Origin of the sequence: Streptococcus sp. 1055 (genome assembly GCF_013276815.1) — a bacterium.
In the GTDB taxonomy this organism is placed as follows: domain Bacteria; phylum Bacillota; class Bacilli; order Lactobacillales; family Streptococcaceae; genus Streptococcus; species Streptococcus pseudopneumoniae.
This window is the reverse complement of record NZ_VMLT01000088.1, coordinates 1-15,189: the sequence shown is the minus strand read 5'-3', so window position 1 is coordinate 15,189 and position 15,189 is coordinate 1. Positions and strand designations below refer to the sequence as shown.

Genomic DNA, 15,189 nt, shown 5'->3' with positions numbered 1-15,189 from the left:
AAACTCAAGTATCAGGTCGCTTGAACGGTGCAGATATCGCCCGTGCTGAAGGATACTCTGAAGGAACTGTTCCACTTCACACACTTCGTGCAGATATCGATTACGCTTGGGAAGAAGCAGATACTACATACGGTAAACTTGGTGTTAAAGTATGGATTTACCGTGGTGAAGTTCTTCCAGCTCGCAAAAACACTAAAGGAGGTAAATAACCAATGTTAGTACCTAAACGTGTTAAACACCGTCGTGAATTCCGTGGAAAAATGCGCGGTGAAGCAAAAGGTGGAAAAGAAGTAGCATTCGGTGAATACGGTCTTCAAGCTACAACTAGCCACTGGATCACTAACCGCCAAATCGAAGCTGCTCGTATCGCCATGACTCGTTACATGAAACGTGGTGGTAAAGTTTGGATTAAAATCTTCCCACACAAATCATACACTGCTAAAGCTATCGGTGTGCGTATGGGATCTGGTAAAGGGGCACCTGAAGGTTGGGTAGCACCAGTTAAACGTGGTAAAGTGATGTTCGAAATTGCTGGTGTATCTGAAGAGATCGCACGCGAAGCGCTTCGTCTTGCTAGCCACAAATTGCCAGTTAAATGTAAATTCGTAAAACGTGAAGCAGAATAAGGAGAAGGCATGAAACTTAATGAAGTAAAAGAATTTGTTAAAGAACTTCGTGGTCTTTCTCAAGAAGAACTCGCGAAGCGCGAAAACGAATTGAAAAAAGAATTGTTTGAACTTCGTTTCCAAGCTGCTACTGGTCAATTGGAACAAACAGCTCGCTTGAAAGAAGTTAAAAAACAAATCGCTCGTATCAAAACAGTTCAATCTGAAGCGAAATAATAGACTAGGGAAGGAGAAATTTCAATGGAACGCAATAATCGTAAAGTTCTTGTTGGACGTGTTGTATCTGACAAAATGGACAAGACAATCACAGTTGTAGTTGAAACAAAACGTAACCACCCAGTCTATGGTAAACGTATTAACTACTCTAAAAAATACAAAGCTCATGATGAAAACAATGTTGCCAAAGAAGGCGATATCGTACGTATCATGGAAACTCGTCCGCTTTCAGCTACAAAACGTTTCCGTCTTGTAGAAGTTGTTGAAGAAGCGGTCATCATCTAATCAAACCTGAAAGGAGAAAACTGAAATGATTCAAACAGAAACTCGTTTGAAAGTCGCAGACAACAGCGGTGCTCGCGAAATCTTGACTATCAAAGTTCTTGGTGGTTCAGGACGTAAATTTGCAAACATCGGTGATGTTATCGTGGCATCTGTAAAACAAGCTACTCCTGGTGGTGCGGTTAAAAAAGGTGACGTTGTTAAAGCAGTTATCGTTCGTACTAAATCAGGTGCTCGTCGTGCTGATGGTTCATACATCAAATTTGACGAAAACGCAGCAGTTATCATCCGTGAAGACAAAACTCCTCGCGGAACACGTATCTTTGGCCCAGTTGCACGTGAATTGCGTGAAGGTGGCTTCATGAAGATCGTGTCACTTGCTCCAGAAGTACTTTAATTGGTTGCTCAAAGAAAATTAAAACAAGTCTAGGAAGTAAAACGAAAGCATAACTTAAGTTAGGTGAGTTGAAACTGACGAAGGATTGCTTTGATTTTCGAAGAGCAAAAACAAACAAACTAGTCCCCTAGCTTCAAGCTAGGGTGCCCTTATGGGCGTAAGAAAAATCAAGGAGAAACCTAATGTTTGTAAAAAAAGGCGACAAAGTTCGCGTAATCGCTGGTAAAGATAAGGGAACAGAAGCTGTTGTCCTTACTGCCCTTCCAAAAGTAAACAAAGTTATCGTTGAAGGTGTTAACATCGTTAAGAAACACCAACGTCCAACTAACGAGCTTCCTCAAGGTGGTATCATCGAGAAAGAAGCAGCTATCCATGTATCAAACGTTCAAGTTTTGGACAAAAATGGTGTAGCTGGTCGTGTTGGTTACAAATTTGTAGACGGTAAAAAAGTTCGCTACAACAAAAAATCAGGCGAAGTGCTTGATTAATCACGAAGGAAAGGAGAAGTATAATGGCAAATCGTTTAAAAGAAAAATATCTTAATGAAGTAGTTCCTGCTTTGACAGAACAATTCAACTACTCATCAGTGATGGCTGTGCCTAAAGTAGATAAGATCGTTTTGAACATGGGTGTTGGTGAAGCTGTATCAAACGCTAAAAGCCTTGAAAAAGCTGCTGAAGAATTGGCACTTATCTCAGGTCAAAAACCACTTATCACTAAAGCTAAAAAATCAATCGCCGGCTTCCGTCTTCGTGAAGGTGTTGCGATCGGTGCAAAAGTTACCCTTCGTGGTGAACGGATGTACGAATTCTTGGATAAATTGGTTTCAGTTTCACTTCCACGTGTACGTGACTTCCACGGTGTTCCAACAAAATCATTTGATGGACGCGGAAACTATACACTTGGTGTGAAAGAACAATTGATTTTCCCAGAAATCAACTTCGATGACGTTGACAAAACTCGTGGTCTTGACATTGTTATCGTAACAACTGCTAACACTGACGAAGAGTCACGTGCATTGCTTACAGGCCTTGGAATGCCTTTTGCAAAATAATATAGGAGGTAAATCTAATGGCTAAAAAATCAATGGTAGCTAGAGAGGCTAAACGCCAAAAAATTGTTGACCGTTATGCTGAAAAACGTGCTGCATTAAAGGCAGCAGGGGACTATGAAGGTTTATCTAAATTACCTCGCAACGCCTCACCGACTCGTTTACATAATCGTTGTAGAGTTACGGGGCGCCCACATTCAGTTTACCGCAAATTTGGTCTGAGTCGTATCGCTTTTCGCGAACTTGCGCATAAAGGTCAAATTCCTGGTGTAACAAAAGCATCTTGGTAATTTAAGATATCAAGGGCGTCAAAACTCTAAGTGAAAATAGGAAACTTGACGAAGAAACTGAGGTTTCTAGGAAAGTTTATCTTTTTCACACAGAGTTTAGCCCGGGTTCAGTTGGGCTAGCCAATTTGAACACGAGCTACAGCTTTGGCAAAAAAAGACCAATTTTCTTTGGAGCATCGCTCCTGCATCAAATTGCCTATTTTTGCTCTTGCTGTTACGCTCTTTGTATCATGTATTAACTAGCAAGTGCAACTTGCAAACTACTAGTAAGAGGAGAAAAACAAAATGGTTATGACTGACCCAATCGCAGACTTCCTAACTCGTATTCGTAACGCTAACCAAGCTAAACACGAAGTACTTGAAGTACCTGCATCAAACATCAAAAAAGGGATTGCTGAAATCCTTAAACGCGAAGGTTTTGTAAAAAACGTTGAAATCATCGAAGATGACAAACAAGGCATCATCCGTGTATTTCTTAAATACGGACCAAACGGTGAAAAAGTTATCACTAACTTGAAACGTATTTCTAAACCAGGACTTCGTGTCTACAAAAAACGTGAAGACCTTCCAAAAGTTCTTAACGGACTTGGAATTGCTATCCTTTCAACTTCTGAAGGTTTGCTTACTGATAAAGAAGCACGCCAAAAGAATGTTGGTGGTGAGGTTATCGCTTACGTTTGGTAATATTTAGCTCCCAATTTCTTTGTGACTCTTCGTTATCGTCTCTTGCCTAACCCAAAGTTATGCCTGCGAGACGATGCCTAGATTCACTTTGAAATTGAAACCTAAATGTTCCTTTAAATCGAGAAATCGATTTAGCCCCGTGAAAACTGGCCGTTCTGGCCTGACAATTTAACAGGAGAAAATAAACATGTCACGTATTGGTAATAAAGTTATCGTGTTGCCTGCTGGTGTTGAAATCACTAACAATGACAACCTTGTAACTGTAAAAGGACCTAAAGGAGAACTTACTCGTGAGTTCTCAAAAGATATTGAAATCCGTGTGGAAGGTACTGAAGTAACTCTTCACCGTCCAAACGATTCAAAAGAAATGAAAACTATCCACGGAACTACTCGTGCCCTTTTGAACAACATGGTTGTTGGTGTATCAGAAGGATTCAAGAAAGAACTTGAAATGCGCGGGGTTGGTTACCGTGCACAACTTCAAGGATCTAAACTTGTTTTGGCTGTTGGTAAATCTCATCCAGACGAAGTTGAAGCTCCAGAAGGAATTACTTTTGAACTTCCAAACCCAACAACAATCGTTGTTAGCGGAATTTCAAAAGAAGTAGTTGGTCAAACAGCTGCTTACGTACGTAGCCTTCGTTCACCAGAACCATATAAAGGTAAAGGTATCCGTTACGTTGGTGAATTCGTTCGCCGTAAAGAAGGTAAAACAGGTAAATAATGTTGAGTGGTTGATTCTCAACCACCAACCTATTTTCCAACTTTGTGCATAGCACACGATTTAAAACTAAAGAGGTGAAAACTGTGATTTCAAAACCAGATAAAAACAAACTCCGCCAAAAACGCCACCGTCGCGTTCGCGGAAAACTCTCTGGAACTGCTGATCGCCCACGTTTGAACGTATTCCGTTCTAATACAGGCATCTACGCTCAAGTGATTGATGACGTAGCGGGTGTAACGCTCGCAAGTGCTTCAACTCTTGATAAAGAAGTTTCAAAAGGAACTAAAACTGAACAAGCTGTTGTTGTCGGTAAACTCGTTGCAGAACGTGCAAACGCTAAAGGTATTTCAGAAGTGGTGTTCGACCGCGGTGGATATCTATATCACGGACGTGTGAAAGCTTTGGCTGATGCAGCTCGTGAAAACGGATTGAAATTCTAATAGGAGGACACTAGAAAATGGCATTTAAAGACAATGCAGTTGAATTAGAAGAACGCGTAGTTGCTGTCAATCGTGTTACAAAAGTTGTTAAAGGTGGACGTCGTCTTCGTTTCGCAGCTCTTGTTGTTGTTGGTGACCACAACGGTCGCGTAGGATTTGGTACTGGTAAAGCTCAAGAAGTTCCAGAAGCAATCCGTAAAGCAGTAGATGATGCTAAGAAAAACTTGATCGAAGTTCCTATGGTTGGAACAACAATCCCACACGAAGTTCTTTCAGAATTCGGTGGAGCTAAAGTATTGTTGAAACCTGCTGTAGAAGGTTCTGGAGTTGCCGCTGGTGGTGCAGTTCGTGCCGTTGTGGAATTGGCAGGTGTGGCAGATATTACATCTAAATCACTTGGTTCTAACACTCCAATCAACATTGTTCGTGCAACTGTTGAAGGTTTGAAACAATTGAAACGCGCTGAAGAAGTTGCTGCCCTTCGTGGTATTTCAGTTTCTGATTTGGCATAAGAAAGGGGATAAAATGGCTCAAATTAAAATTACTTTGACTAAGTCTCCAATCGGACGCATTCCATCACAACGTAAAACTGTTGTAGCACTTGGACTTGGCAAATTGAACAGCTCTGTTATTAAAGAAGATAACGCTGCTATCCGTGGTATGATCACTGCAGTATCTCACTTGGTAACAGTTGAAGAAGTAAACTAATGAATTTTTAGGGGATGTGCACTATACCATCCCCTAAAACTAGATATAGTCATCTATGATGACGTCGTATAGGCGAGTTGATGGGGGAGACAACCTTTTCTCCCTTATCGGCGCTAGCATTTTACAAAAGAGGAGAAAATAAAAATGAAACTTCATGAATTGAAACCTGCAGAAGGTTCTCGTAAAGTACGTAACCGCGTTGGTCGTGGTACTTCATCAGGTAACGGTAAAACATCTGGTCGTGGTCAAAAAGGTCAAAAAGCTCGTAGCGGTGGCGGAGTTCGCCTTGGTTTTGAAGGTGGACAAACTCCATTGTTCCGTCGTCTTCCAAAACGTGGATTCACTAACATCAACGCTAAAGAATACGCAATTGTGAACCTTGACCAATTGAACGTCTTTGAAGATGGTGCTGAAGTAACTCCAGTTGTTCTTATCGAAGCAGGAATTGTTAAAGCTGAAAAGTCAGGTATTAAAATTCTTGGTAACGGTGAGTTGATTAAGAAATTGACTGTGAAAGCAGCTAAATTCTCTAAATCAGCTGAAGAAGCTATCACTGCTAAAGGTGGTTCAGTAGAAGTCATCTAAGAGAGGTGACCTATGTTTTTTAAATTATTAAGAGAAGCTCTTAAAGTCAAGCAGGTTCGATCAAAAATTTTATTTACAATTTTTATCGTTTTGGTCTTTCGTATCGGAACTAGCATTACAGTTCCTGGTGTGAATGCCAATAGCTTGAATGCTTTAAGTGGATTATCCTTCTTAAACATGTTGAGCTTGGTGTCGGGGAATGCCCTAAAAAACTTTTCGATTTTTGCCCTAGGAGTTAGTCCCTATATTACTGCTTCTATCGTTGTCCAACTCTTACAAATGGATATTTTACCGAAATTTGTAGAGTGGGGAAAACAAGGGGAAGTAGGTCGAAGAAAATTGAACCAAGCTACTCGTTATATTGCCCTTGGTCTAGCCTTTGTGCAATCTATCGGGATTACAGCTGGTTTTAATACCTTGGCTGGAGCTCAATTGATTAAAACTGCTTTAACTCCCCAAGTTTTTCTGACGATTGGTATCATCTTAACAGCTGGTAGTATGATTGTCACTTGGTTGGGAGAGCAAATTACAGATAAGGGATACGGAAATGGTGTTTCTATGATTATCTTTGCCGGGATTGTTGCCTCAATTCCAGAGATGATTCAGGGCATCTATGTGGACTACTTTGTGAACGTCCCAAGTAGCCGGATCACTTCATCTATCATTTTCGTAATCATTTTGATTATTACTGTATTGTTGATCATTTACTTTACAACTTATGTTCAACAAGCAGAATACAAAATTCCAATCCAATATACTAAGGTTGCACAAGGTGCTCCATCTAGCTCTTACCTTCCATTGAAGGTAAACCCTGCTGGAGTTATCCCTGTTATCTTTGCCAGTTCCATTACTGCAGCGCCTGCGGCGATTCTTCAGTTTTTGAGCGCCACAGGTCATGATTGGGCTTGGGTAAGGGTAGCACAAGAGATGTTGGCAACCACTTCTCCAACTGGTATTGCCATGTATGCTTTGTTGATTATTCTCTTTACATTCTTCTATACGTTTGTACAGATTAATCCTGAAAAAGCGGCAGAGAACCTACAAAAGAGCGGTGCCTATATCCATGGAGTTCGTCCTGGTAAAGGTACAGAAGAATATATGTCTAAACTTCTTCGTCGTCTTGCAACGGTTGGTTCCCTCTTCCTTGGTGTGATTTCCATTTTACCGATTGCAGCTAAAGATGTATTTGGTCTTTCTGATGTTGTTGCCTTTGGTGGAACAAGTCTCTTGATCATTATCTCTACAGGTATCGAAGGAATCAAGCAATTGGAGGGTTACCTATTGAAACGTAAGTATGTTGGTTTCATGGACAGAACAGAATAAAAGTATTTACTGATACTCTTCGAAAATCAAATTCAAACCACGTCAGCTTTATCTGCAACCTCAAAGCAGTGCTTNNTTTGATTTTCATTGAGTATGAAGCAGTAAATGCTGAGGGAGTGGAGGTTTAAACTCTGACATTTGTAAGAGTTGGATCTCCCCTCTTCTATTTTGTTTTTAAATAGGGGTGAAAAGACTTTTTGCTTCTATTTAAAAATAAAATAAGGAGATCAAATCATGAATCTTTTGATTATGGGCTTACCTGGTGCAGGTAAGGGAACTCAAGCAGCAAAAATCGTAGAACAATTCCATGTTGCACATATCTCAACAGGTGATATGTTCCGCGCTGCAATGGCAAATCAAACTGAAATGGGTGTTCTTGCTAAGTCATATATTGACAAGGGTGAATTAGTTCCTGATGAAGTTACAAATGGAATCGTAAAAGAACGTCTTTCACAAGATGATATTAAAGAAACAGGATTCTTGTTGGATGGTTACCCACGTACAATCGAACAAGCTCATGCCTTGGACAAAACATTGGCTGAACTTGGCATTGAACTAGAAGGCGTCATCAATATTGAAGTGAATCCAGATAGCCTCTTGGAACGTTTGAGTGGTCGTATCATCCACCGCGTAACTGGAGAAACTTTCCACAAGGTCTTTAACCCACCAGTTGACTATAAAGAAGAAGATTACTACCAACGTGAAGATGATAAACCTGAGACAGTAAAACGTCGATTGGACGTTAATATTGCTCAAGGAGAACCAATCATTGCTCACTACCGTGCCAAAGGTTTGGTTCATGACATCGAAGGTAATCAAGATATCAATGATGTCTTCTCAGATATCGAAAAAGTATTGACAAATTTGAAATAAAGCGCTTTTCACACTTGCAAAAATCCGCTACAAATGTTATACTGAGATAGTCTGACTTATAATTGTTGTCTCTGTGTCTAGAGGCATCGAATCGAAATTTATGGAGGTGCTTTTGCGTGGCAAAAGACGATGTGATTGAAGTTGAAGGCAAAGTAGTTGATACAATGCCGAATGCAATGTTTACGGTTGAACTTGAAAATGGACATCAGATTTTAGCAACAGTTTCTGGTAAAATTCGTAAAAACTATATTCGTATTTTAGCGGGAGATCGTGTTACTGTCGAAATGAGTCCATATGACTTGACACGTGGACGTATCACTTACCGCTTTAAATAATCGAAAAACTTGGAGGGATAAGAAATGAAAGTAAGACCATCGGTCAAACCAATTTGCGAATACTGTAAAGTTATTCGTCGTAATGGTCGTGTTATGGTAATTTGCCCAGCAAATCCAAAACACAAACAACGTCAAGGATAAGATAGAAAGGAGAAAACATGGCTCGTATTGCTGGAGTTGACATTCCAAATGACAAACGCGTAGTAATCTCATTGACTTATGTTTATGGTATCGGACTTGCAACATCTAAGAAAATTTTGGCTGCTGCTGGAATCTCAGAAGATGTTCGTGTACGTGATCTTACATCAGATCAAGAAGATGCTATCCGTCGTGAAGTGGATGCAATCAAAGTTGAAGGTGACCTTCGTCGTGAAGTAAACTTGAACATCAAACGTTTGATGGAAATCGGTTCATACCGTGGTATCCGTCATCGTCGTGGACTTCCTGTCCGTGGACAAAACACTAAAAACAACGCTCGCACTCGTAAAGGTAAAGCTGTTGCGATTGCTGGTAAGAAAAAATAATATAGGAGGTAAAAGTCTTGGCTAAACCAACACGTAAACGTCGTGTGAAAAAGAATATCGAATCTGGTATTGCTCATATTCACGCTACATTTAATAACACTATTGTTATGATTACTGATGTGCATGGTAATGCAATTGCTTGGTCATCAGCTGGTGCTCTTGGTTTCAAAGGTTCTCGTAAATCTACACCATTCGCTGCTCAAATGGCTTCTGAAGCTGCTGCTAAATCTGCACAAGAACACGGTCTTAAATCAGTTGAAGTTACTGTAAAAGGTCCAGGTTCTGGTCGTGAGTCAGCTATTCGTGCGCTTGCTGCCGCTGGTCTTGAAGTAACAGCAATTCGTGATGTGACTCCAGTGCCACACAATGGTGCTCGTCCTCCAAAACGTCGCCGTGTATAATCATCGCATTACACTGCTTTTCGTTTAAGAGGGAGTAACTAAATGATCGAGTTTGAAAAACCAAATATAACAAAAATTGATGAAAATAAAGATTATGGCAAGTTTGTAATCGAACCACTTGAACGTGGCTACGGTACAACTCTTGGTAACTCTCTTCGTCGTGTACTTCTAGCTTCTCTACCAGGAGCAGCTGTGACATCTATCAATATTGATGGTGTGTTACATGAGTTTGACACAGTTCCAGGTGTTCGTGAAGACGTGATGCAAATCATTCTGAACATTAAAGGAATTGCAGTGAAATCGTACGTTGAAGACGAAAAAATCATCGAACTAGATGTTGAAGGTCCTGCTGAAGTAACAGCTGGTGACATTTTGACAGATAGCGATATTGAAATTGTAAATCCAGATCATTATCTCTTTACAATCGGTGAAGGTTCTTCCCTAAAAGCGACTATGACTGTTAACAGTGGTCGTGGATATGTACCTGCTGATGAAAATAAAAAGGATAATGCACCAGTTGGAACACTTGCTGTAGATTCTATTTATACACCAGTTACAAAAGTCAACTATCAAGTGGAACCTGCTCGTGTAGGTAGCAATGATGGATTTGACAAACTAACCCTTGAAATCTTGACAAATGGAACAATTATTCCAGAAGATGCTTTAGGGCTTTCAGCACGTATTTTGACAGAACATCTTGATTTGTTTACAAATCTTACTGAGATTGCTAAGTCAACTGAAGTGATGAAAGAAGCTGATACTGAATCTGACGATCGTATTTTGGATCGTACGATTGAGGAACTGGACTTGTCTGTGCGTTCATACAACTGTTTGAAACGTGCCGGTATCAATACTGTGCATGATTTGACAGAAAAATCTGAAGCAGAGATGATGAAAGTACGAAATCTTGGACGCAAGAGTTTGGAAGAAGTGAAACTCAAACTCATTGATTTGGGTCTTGGATTAAAAGATAAATAAAGGAGGAATACATGGCTTACCGTAAACTAGGACGCACTAGCTCACAACGTAAAGCAATGCTTCGCGATTTGACAACTGACCTTTTGATCAACGAATCAATCGTGACAACTGAAGCTCGTGCTAAAGAAATCCGTAAAACTGTTGAAAAAATGATTACTCTAGGTAAACGTGGTGATTTGCATGCACGTCGTCAAGCAGCTGCTTTCGTACGTAATGAAATCGCATCTGAAAACTATGATGAAGCAACTGATAAGTACACTTCTACTACAGCACTTCAAAAATTGTTCTCAGAAATCGCACCTCGTTATGCTGAACGTAACGGTGGATACACTCGTATCCTTAAAACTGAACCACGTCGTGGTGATGCAGCGCCAATGGCGATCATCGAATTAGTATAAAATCATCAATTTTGTTGAGTGTTATGATGATGGAGTCTTGTGCTCTTAGTCTAGCTCTGGTCTACCGCTAGGATTTCGGTCCTAGCGGGAACACTCATCATAAGTTGGGATAGTAGACGCTTGTTTACGAAATTGTTTTTTGCTTAAGAACAACTTCGTAAGCAGGCGTTTTTGAGTATTTTCGTTAGAATTATGCTATACTATTTGAAAAGAATCCTGTTTAATGTTCAGGTTTCTTATTTTAAGAAGAATTGGAGTTTGCTTATGAAAGCGATTATAACTGTTGTCGGTAAAGATAAATCTGGAATTGTTGCAGGTGTTTCTGGTAAAATTGCAGAATTGGGTTTGAATATTGATGATATCTCTCAAACTGTTTTGGATGAATATTTCACGATGATGGCTGTTGTATCTAGTGATGAAAAGCAGGATTTTACTTATCTGCGAAATGAGTTTGAAACTTTTGGGCAAATTTTGAATGTGAAAATCAATATTCAGAGTGCAGCGATTTTCGAAGCTATGTATAATATCTAGGAGGTGCATATGGATATTAGACAAGTTACTGAAACTATCTCCATGATTGAGGAGCAAAACTTCGATATCAGAACTATTACCATGGGGATTTCCCTTCTGGACTGTATCGATCCAGATATCAATCGTGCTGCAGAGAAAATTTATCGAAAGATTACGAGCAAGGCCGCTAATTTAGTGGCTGTTGGTGATGAAATTGCGGCTGAGTTGGGAATCCCTATCGTTAATAAGCGTGTATCGGTGACTCCTATTTCTCTGATTGGAGCAGCGACAGATGCGACGGACTACGTGGTTCTGGCAAAAGCGCTTGATAAGGCTGCGAAAGAGATTGGAGTGGACTTTATTGGTGGTTTCTCTGCCTTGGTACAAAAAGGTTATCAAAAGGGAGATGAGATTCTCATCAATTCTATTCCTCGCGCTTTGGCTGAGACGGATAAGGTCTGCTCGTCAGTCAATATCGGATCAACTAAGTCTGGTATCAATATGACGGCTGTCGCAGATATGGGACGAGTTATCAAGGAAACGGCAACTCTATCTGATATGGGGGCAGCTAAGTTGGTTGTATTCGCTAATGCTGTTGAGGACAATCCATTTATGGCGGGTGCCTTCCATGGTGTTGGAGAAGCAGATGTTATCATCAATGTCGGAGTTTCCGGTCCTGGTGTGGTGAAACGTGCTTTGGAAAAAGTTCGTGGACAGAGCTTTGATGTAGTAGCCGAAACAGTTAAGAAGACTGCCTTCAAAATCACTCGTATCGGTCAATTAGTTGGTCAGATGGCTAGTGAAAGACTGGGTGTGGAATTTGGTATTGTGGACTTGAGTTTGGCGCCAACTCCTGCAGTTGGAGACTCTGTGGCACGTGTCCTTGAGGAAATGGGGCTAGAGACAGTTGGAACACACGGAACGACGGCTGCCTTGGCTCTCTTGAATGACCAAGTTAAGAAGGGTGGAGTGATGGCCTGCAACCAAGTTGGTGGTTTGTCTGGTGCCTTTATCCCTGTTTCTGAGGATGAGGGTATGATTGCGGCAGTGCAAAATGGCTCTCTTAATTTGGAAAAACTAGAAGCCATGACGGCTATCTGTTCTGTTGGTTTGGATATGATTGCCATTCCAGAAGATACACCTGCTGAAACCATTGCGGCTATGATTGCGGATGAGGCTGCAATTGGTGTCATTAACATGAAAACAACAGCTGTTCGTATCATTCCAAAAGGAAAAGAAGGCGATATGATTGAGTTTGGTGGCCTATTAGGAACTGCACCTGTTATGAAAGTCAATGGAGCTTCGTCTGTTGATTTCATCTCTCGTGGAGGACAAATCCCAGCACCAATTCATAGTTTTAAAAATTAAGAAAATAGGAGAAATTCATGAAAAAAGAAATGAAACATGCTTTAGTAGCTTTAGGACTGTCGACTTCACTAGTCCCAACTTTTGCTAGTCAAGTAGTTTATGCGCAAGAAAATGATATTGATTCTAGTAATGAGAGTTTTTACAAAACACAAGCAGATTTAGAGAATGTAGCTAGAAATTATTCTGAACAAGTGAAGAAAAAATTATTGGAAGAAATTGATGGCATTGATTGGAATACTGTACAATTTAAAGATGATGATGTCTTAAAACTCAAGACTGTCGTAGTTAAAAGATTAGCTGAGGTCACAGAGGAAAATATAAATAGATTTTCAAAGAATGGTTACTATTATTCGTTTGAATTCGAAGAAATTGTCAATAGAATAAAAAGTGATGTGCCTAACTTTTTAGGATATGTTTTTGATATAGCTAGAATAAAAAAATATGACTTACTACTTCAGCAAGTAGAAAAAGATAGTAACTTATACTCATCTGAAGAAAAGGAAAAAATAATTAGCGATTTAAAAATGTTTTACGGACCATTAACAGGCTGGTCGATACCTCGGGACCGTAATTATTTTGGTGATTACGATCCAGAAAATAATACTAATTTAACATTAAAAGATTATGTTCAAAATTTATCAACTTTTTATAAAAATGTTGATAAATCGAGTCCTAGTTTAATTCCTACGCAAAAAAACATTGAAAAGTTGAATGATGTAGCTTTTATTCAAAGAGAAGATATAAGAAGTGATGCTGGTCTTTCAGGTGCAGACAAGCTTAAATTATTCAAAGAAATAGCTCAGATAGTTAAAGAAGCGGAATACAAAATTAATAAAGAAGCAGGTCTAATATATAAGGAAGAACCTGAAATAAGACACATGTTATCCCCTGAAGAGTTATCTGTCTTTACTAAGCGTATCGAAGATGTTTACCAAGGCAAAGTTAAGCCTAAGGTTACGAAAGAGGAAGCTATTCAAGCAGTTTCTACTGGAACTTCATCCTCAGTTTCAACTTCATCTCAAGCTATTATTACCTCTAATGGAGAGACTAAGAAAAATCATCAAGCAAGTAAGTGGTTTAAAGAGTCTGGCAAATGGTACTATAATGACCTTTCTGGCAATCTTGTAAGAAACCGTTGGGTAGGCCGTTATTATCTAAAATCAGATGCTTCAATGGCTGCAAGTGAATGGATTTATGATGAAGACTATAAGAGCTGGTTTTATGTAGATTCAACTGGTAGTTATGTGGAGAAAGCTTGGCAGGGAGAATACTACCTAAAACGTGGCGGTTACATGGCTAAGAGTGAGTGGGTATTTGATTCTCAGTATGATAGTTGGTATTATCTGAACCAAGATGGTAAGTACGCTCGTAATCAATGGATTAAAGACGGAGATAAGTGGTATTACTTGTTAGCTGATGGGAAATTGGCAAAAAATATGACCATTAACGGCTATAAAGTAAATGAAAAAGGTGAATGGGTATAATTTTTTAAGCTCTATTTAAGGTTAGCTGTGTATACTATAATCATTAAATAAAGACCTCCTAATATTATTTGAAACAGATAATACTGATTTAGTTTGAATTTGATTTTCATCTAATATCTTTATTTAATAGAACTCCTAAACTTTTTCATAATAATCTCCTGCAAAAGTCACCTGTCTGGGTGGCTTTTGTTTTATCATCCATGATATAATAGAAGCAAACGGAGGACGGAAAATGGTAAAAGTACGATTGTATTTGGTACGTCATGGCAAGACCATGTTTAACACGATTGGTCGCGCGCAAGGTTGGAGTGATACTCCCTTAACAGCTGAAGGTGAGCTAGGAATTCAAGAATTAGGAATCGGTTTGCGAGAATCTGGTCTACAGTTTGAGCGCGCTTATTCCAGTGATTCTGGTCGCACCATTCAGACTATGGGAATTATACTTGAGGAGCTTGGACTGCAAGGGAAAATCCCTTATCGCATGGACAAGCGTATCAGAGAATGGTGTTTTGGTAGCTTTGATGGAGCCTACGATGGCGATCTTTTCATGGGCATTATTCCTCGTATCTTTAATGTGGACCACGTTCACCAATTATCTTATGCGGAACTGGCTGAGGGCTTGGTAGAGGTTGATACAGCTGGTTGGGCTGAAGGATGGGAAAAACTCAGTGGTCGAATCAAGGAAGGTTTTGAAGCGATTGCCAGAGAAATGGAAGAACAAGGCGGGGGCAACGCCCTTGTCGTCAGCCATGGAATGACCATTGGAACCATTGTTTATCTGATCAATGGTATGCATCCGCATGGCCTCGATAATGGTAGCGTGACGATCCTTGAATATGAGAACGGCCAGTTTAGCGTAGAGGTTGTTGGTGACTGTAGTTACCGAGAGCTAGGATGGGAGAAGATGGAAGCGACCTCTATTTAATACTCTTCGAAAATCTCTTCAAACCGCGTCAACGTAGTCTTGCCGCATGTATGGTTACTGACTTCGT

General features: G+C 39.9%; 25 protein-coding genes and 1 pseudogene. All 26 read left to right on the top strand.

Features of this window, described 5'->3' with window-relative positions:
• Positions 1–209 (top strand): annotated as a pseudogene (gene rpsC, locus HT699_RS07980) (30S ribosomal protein S3); the annotation flags it as partial.
• 3 nt (positions 210–212) lie between these two features.
• The gene (gene rplP / locus HT699_RS07975; protein ID WP_000960946.1) at positions 213–626 is read left to right on the top strand and encodes a 50S ribosomal protein L16; all 414 of its coding nucleotides are present in this window, start codon (positions 213–215) and stop codon (positions 624–626) included.
• A gap of 9 nt (positions 627–635) precedes the next feature.
• Positions 636–842, top strand: a complete 207-nt coding sequence (rpmC, locus tag HT699_RS07970; RefSeq protein WP_000772918.1) for a 50S ribosomal protein L29 — start codon at positions 636–638, stop codon at positions 840–842.
• 24 nt (positions 843–866) lie between these two features.
• Positions 867–1,127 (top strand): 30S ribosomal protein S17, encoded by a 261-nt coding sequence (gene rpsQ, locus HT699_RS07965; protein WP_000440801.1) that lies wholly within the window; start codon positions 867–869, stop codon positions 1,125–1,127.
• Positions 1,128–1,152: 25 nt separating this feature from the next.
• A complete protein-coding gene (gene rplN, locus HT699_RS07960) occupies positions 1,153–1,521 on the top strand; it encodes a 50S ribosomal protein L14 (RefSeq protein ID WP_000616545.1) in 369 nt (122 codons plus the stop codon).
• 182 nt (positions 1,522–1,703) lie between these two features.
• Positions 1,704–2,009: a 50S ribosomal protein L24 gene (gene rplX, locus HT699_RS07955; RefSeq protein ID WP_000497691.1), complete on the top strand. Its 306-nt coding sequence runs from the start codon at positions 1,704–1,706 to the stop codon at positions 2,007–2,009.
• Positions 2,010–2,032: 23 nt separating this feature from the next.
• A complete protein-coding gene (rplE, locus tag HT699_RS07950; protein ID WP_000013542.1) occupies positions 2,033–2,575 on the top strand; it encodes a 50S ribosomal protein L5 in 543 nt (180 codons plus the stop codon).
• 17 nt (positions 2,576–2,592) lie between these two features.
• Positions 2,593–2,862 carry a 30S ribosomal protein S14 gene (rpsN, locus tag HT699_RS07945; protein ID WP_001085703.1) on the top strand — a complete coding sequence of 90 codons (270 nt, stop codon included), beginning with the start codon at positions 2,593–2,595 and terminating at the stop codon, positions 2,860–2,862.
• Positions 2,863–3,147: 285 nt separating this feature from the next.
• On the top strand, positions 3,148–3,546 hold the full coding sequence (rpsH, locus tag HT699_RS07940; protein WP_000245503.1) for a 30S ribosomal protein S8: 399 nt from the start codon (positions 3,148–3,150) through the stop codon (positions 3,544–3,546).
• Between the two features lie 187 nt (positions 3,547–3,733).
• Positions 3,734–4,270 (top strand): 50S ribosomal protein L6, encoded by a 537-nt coding sequence (gene rplF, locus HT699_RS07935; RefSeq protein ID WP_000086622.1) that lies wholly within the window; start codon positions 3,734–3,736, stop codon positions 4,268–4,270.
• An 83-nt stretch (positions 4,271–4,353) separates the two neighbouring features.
• Positions 4,354–4,710 carry a 50S ribosomal protein L18 gene (gene rplR / locus HT699_RS07930; protein WP_138705965.1) on the top strand — a complete coding sequence of 119 codons (357 nt, stop codon included), beginning with the start codon at positions 4,354–4,356 and terminating at the stop codon, positions 4,708–4,710.
• A gap of 17 nt (positions 4,711–4,727) precedes the next feature.
• Positions 4,728–5,222 carry a 30S ribosomal protein S5 gene (rpsE, locus tag HT699_RS07925; RefSeq protein ID WP_000874202.1) on the top strand — a complete coding sequence of 165 codons (495 nt, stop codon included), beginning with the start codon at positions 4,728–4,730 and terminating at the stop codon, positions 5,220–5,222.
• A 13-nt stretch (positions 5,223–5,235) separates the two neighbouring features.
• A complete protein-coding gene (rpmD, locus tag HT699_RS07920) occupies positions 5,236–5,418 on the top strand; it encodes a 50S ribosomal protein L30 (RefSeq protein ID WP_000057241.1) in 183 nt (60 codons plus the stop codon).
• Positions 5,419–5,562: 144 nt separating this feature from the next.
• On the top strand, positions 5,563–6,003 hold the full coding sequence (rplO, locus tag HT699_RS07915; protein ID WP_000766086.1) for a 50S ribosomal protein L15: 441 nt from the start codon (positions 5,563–5,565) through the stop codon (positions 6,001–6,003).
• Between the two features lie 12 nt (positions 6,004–6,015).
• Positions 6,016–7,326, top strand: a complete 1,311-nt coding sequence (secY, locus tag HT699_RS07910; RefSeq protein WP_000465393.1) for a preprotein translocase subunit SecY — start codon at positions 6,016–6,018, stop codon at positions 7,324–7,326.
• Positions 7,327–7,560: 234 nt separating this feature from the next.
• On the top strand, positions 7,561–8,199 hold the full coding sequence (locus HT699_RS07905) for an adenylate kinase (RefSeq protein ID WP_001050436.1): 639 nt from the start codon (positions 7,561–7,563) through the stop codon (positions 8,197–8,199).
• A 116-nt stretch (positions 8,200–8,315) separates the two neighbouring features.
• Positions 8,316–8,534 carry a translation initiation factor IF-1 gene (gene infA, locus HT699_RS07900; protein ID WP_001029883.1) on the top strand — a complete coding sequence of 73 codons (219 nt, stop codon included), beginning with the start codon at positions 8,316–8,318 and terminating at the stop codon, positions 8,532–8,534.
• Positions 8,535–8,558: 24 nt separating this feature from the next.
• Entirely contained in the window at positions 8,559–8,675 is a 117-nt protein-coding gene (gene rpmJ, locus HT699_RS07895) for a 50S ribosomal protein L36 (protein WP_001808836.1), read from the top strand.
• Positions 8,676–8,692: 17 nt separating this feature from the next.
• A complete protein-coding gene (gene rpsM / locus HT699_RS07890) occupies positions 8,693–9,058 on the top strand; it encodes a 30S ribosomal protein S13 (RefSeq protein ID WP_000090781.1) in 366 nt (121 codons plus the stop codon).
• Between the two features lie 17 nt (positions 9,059–9,075).
• On the top strand, positions 9,076–9,459 hold the full coding sequence (rpsK, locus tag HT699_RS07885) for a 30S ribosomal protein S11 (RefSeq protein WP_001118385.1): 384 nt from the start codon (positions 9,076–9,078) through the stop codon (positions 9,457–9,459).
• Between the two features lie 42 nt (positions 9,460–9,501).
• Entirely contained in the window at positions 9,502–10,437 is a 936-nt protein-coding gene (locus tag HT699_RS07880; protein WP_000568988.1) for a DNA-directed RNA polymerase subunit alpha, read from the top strand.
• Positions 10,438–10,448: 11 nt separating this feature from the next.
• Positions 10,449–10,835 (top strand): 50S ribosomal protein L17, encoded by a 387-nt coding sequence (gene rplQ, locus HT699_RS07875; protein ID WP_000331493.1) that lies wholly within the window; start codon positions 10,449–10,451, stop codon positions 10,833–10,835.
• A gap of 264 nt (positions 10,836–11,099) precedes the next feature.
• Complete coding sequence (locus HT699_RS07870; RefSeq protein ID WP_050207599.1) at positions 11,100–11,366, top strand: ACT domain-containing protein; 267 nt, start codon at positions 11,100–11,102, stop codon at positions 11,364–11,366.
• Positions 11,367–11,375: 9 nt separating this feature from the next.
• Complete coding sequence (locus HT699_RS07865; protein ID WP_054388099.1) at positions 11,376–12,713, top strand: PFL family protein; 1,338 nt, start codon at positions 11,376–11,378, stop codon at positions 12,711–12,713.
• A gap of 17 nt (positions 12,714–12,730) precedes the next feature.
• Positions 12,731–14,197, top strand: a complete 1,467-nt coding sequence (locus tag HT699_RS07860; RefSeq protein WP_054388097.1) for an N-acetylmuramoyl-L-alanine amidase family protein — start codon at positions 12,731–12,733, stop codon at positions 14,195–14,197.
• A 232-nt stretch (positions 14,198–14,429) separates the two neighbouring features.
• Positions 14,430–15,122, top strand: coding sequence for a histidine phosphatase family protein (locus HT699_RS07855; RefSeq protein WP_054388095.1), 693 nt, complete (start codon positions 14,430–14,432; stop codon positions 15,120–15,122).
• Positions 15,123–15,189 lie beyond the last annotated feature (67 nt).

Bases quoted from the DNA above. Each gene is read 5' to 3' on its own strand.
- rplP (WP_000960946.1), top strand. From the start codon at position 213: ATGTTAGTACCTAAACGTGTTAAACACCGTCGTGAATTCCGTGGAAAA.
- rpmC (WP_000772918.1), top strand. From the start codon at position 636: ATGAAACTTAATGAAGTAAAAGAATTTGTTAAAGAACTTCGTGGTCTT.
- rpsQ (WP_000440801.1), top strand. From the start codon at position 867: ATGGAACGCAATAATCGTAAAGTTCTTGTTGGACGTGTTGTATCTGAC.
- rplN (WP_000616545.1), top strand. From the start codon at position 1,153: ATGATTCAAACAGAAACTCGTTTGAAAGTCGCAGACAACAGCGGTGCT.
- rplX (WP_000497691.1), top strand. From the start codon at position 1,704: ATGTTTGTAAAAAAAGGCGACAAAGTTCGCGTAATCGCTGGTAAAGAT.
- rplE (WP_000013542.1), top strand. From the start codon at position 2,033: ATGGCAAATCGTTTAAAAGAAAAATATCTTAATGAAGTAGTTCCTGCT.
- rpsN (WP_001085703.1), top strand. From the start codon at position 2,593: ATGGCTAAAAAATCAATGGTAGCTAGAGAGGCTAAACGCCAAAAAATT.
- rpsH (WP_000245503.1), top strand. From the start codon at position 3,148: ATGGTTATGACTGACCCAATCGCAGACTTCCTAACTCGTATTCGTAAC.
- rplF (WP_000086622.1), top strand. From the start codon at position 3,734: ATGTCACGTATTGGTAATAAAGTTATCGTGTTGCCTGCTGGTGTTGAA.
- rpsE (WP_000874202.1), top strand. From the start codon at position 4,728: ATGGCATTTAAAGACAATGCAGTTGAATTAGAAGAACGCGTAGTTGCT.
- rpmD (WP_000057241.1), top strand. From the start codon at position 5,236: ATGGCTCAAATTAAAATTACTTTGACTAAGTCTCCAATCGGACGCATT.
- rplO (WP_000766086.1), top strand. From the start codon at position 5,563: ATGAAACTTCATGAATTGAAACCTGCAGAAGGTTCTCGTAAAGTACGT.
- secY (WP_000465393.1), top strand. From the start codon at position 6,016: ATGTTTTTTAAATTATTAAGAGAAGCTCTTAAAGTCAAGCAGGTTCGA.
- HT699_RS07905 (WP_001050436.1), top strand. From the start codon at position 7,561: ATGAATCTTTTGATTATGGGCTTACCTGGTGCAGGTAAGGGAACTCAA.
- rpmJ (WP_001808836.1), top strand. From the start codon at position 8,559: ATGAAAGTAAGACCATCGGTCAAACCAATTTGCGAATACTGTAAAGTT.
- rpsM (WP_000090781.1), top strand. From the start codon at position 8,693: ATGGCTCGTATTGCTGGAGTTGACATTCCAAATGACAAACGCGTAGTA.
- HT699_RS07880 (WP_000568988.1), top strand. From the start codon at position 9,502: ATGATCGAGTTTGAAAAACCAAATATAACAAAAATTGATGAAAATAAA.
- rplQ (WP_000331493.1), top strand. From the start codon at position 10,449: ATGGCTTACCGTAAACTAGGACGCACTAGCTCACAACGTAAAGCAATG.
- HT699_RS07870 (WP_050207599.1), top strand. From the start codon at position 11,100: ATGAAAGCGATTATAACTGTTGTCGGTAAAGATAAATCTGGAATTGTT.
- HT699_RS07865 (WP_054388099.1), top strand. From the start codon at position 11,376: ATGGATATTAGACAAGTTACTGAAACTATCTCCATGATTGAGGAGCAA.
- HT699_RS07860 (WP_054388097.1), top strand. From the start codon at position 12,731: ATGAAAAAAGAAATGAAACATGCTTTAGTAGCTTTAGGACTGTCGACT.
- HT699_RS07855 (WP_054388095.1), top strand. From the start codon at position 14,430: ATGGTAAAAGTACGATTGTATTTGGTACGTCATGGCAAGACCATGTTT.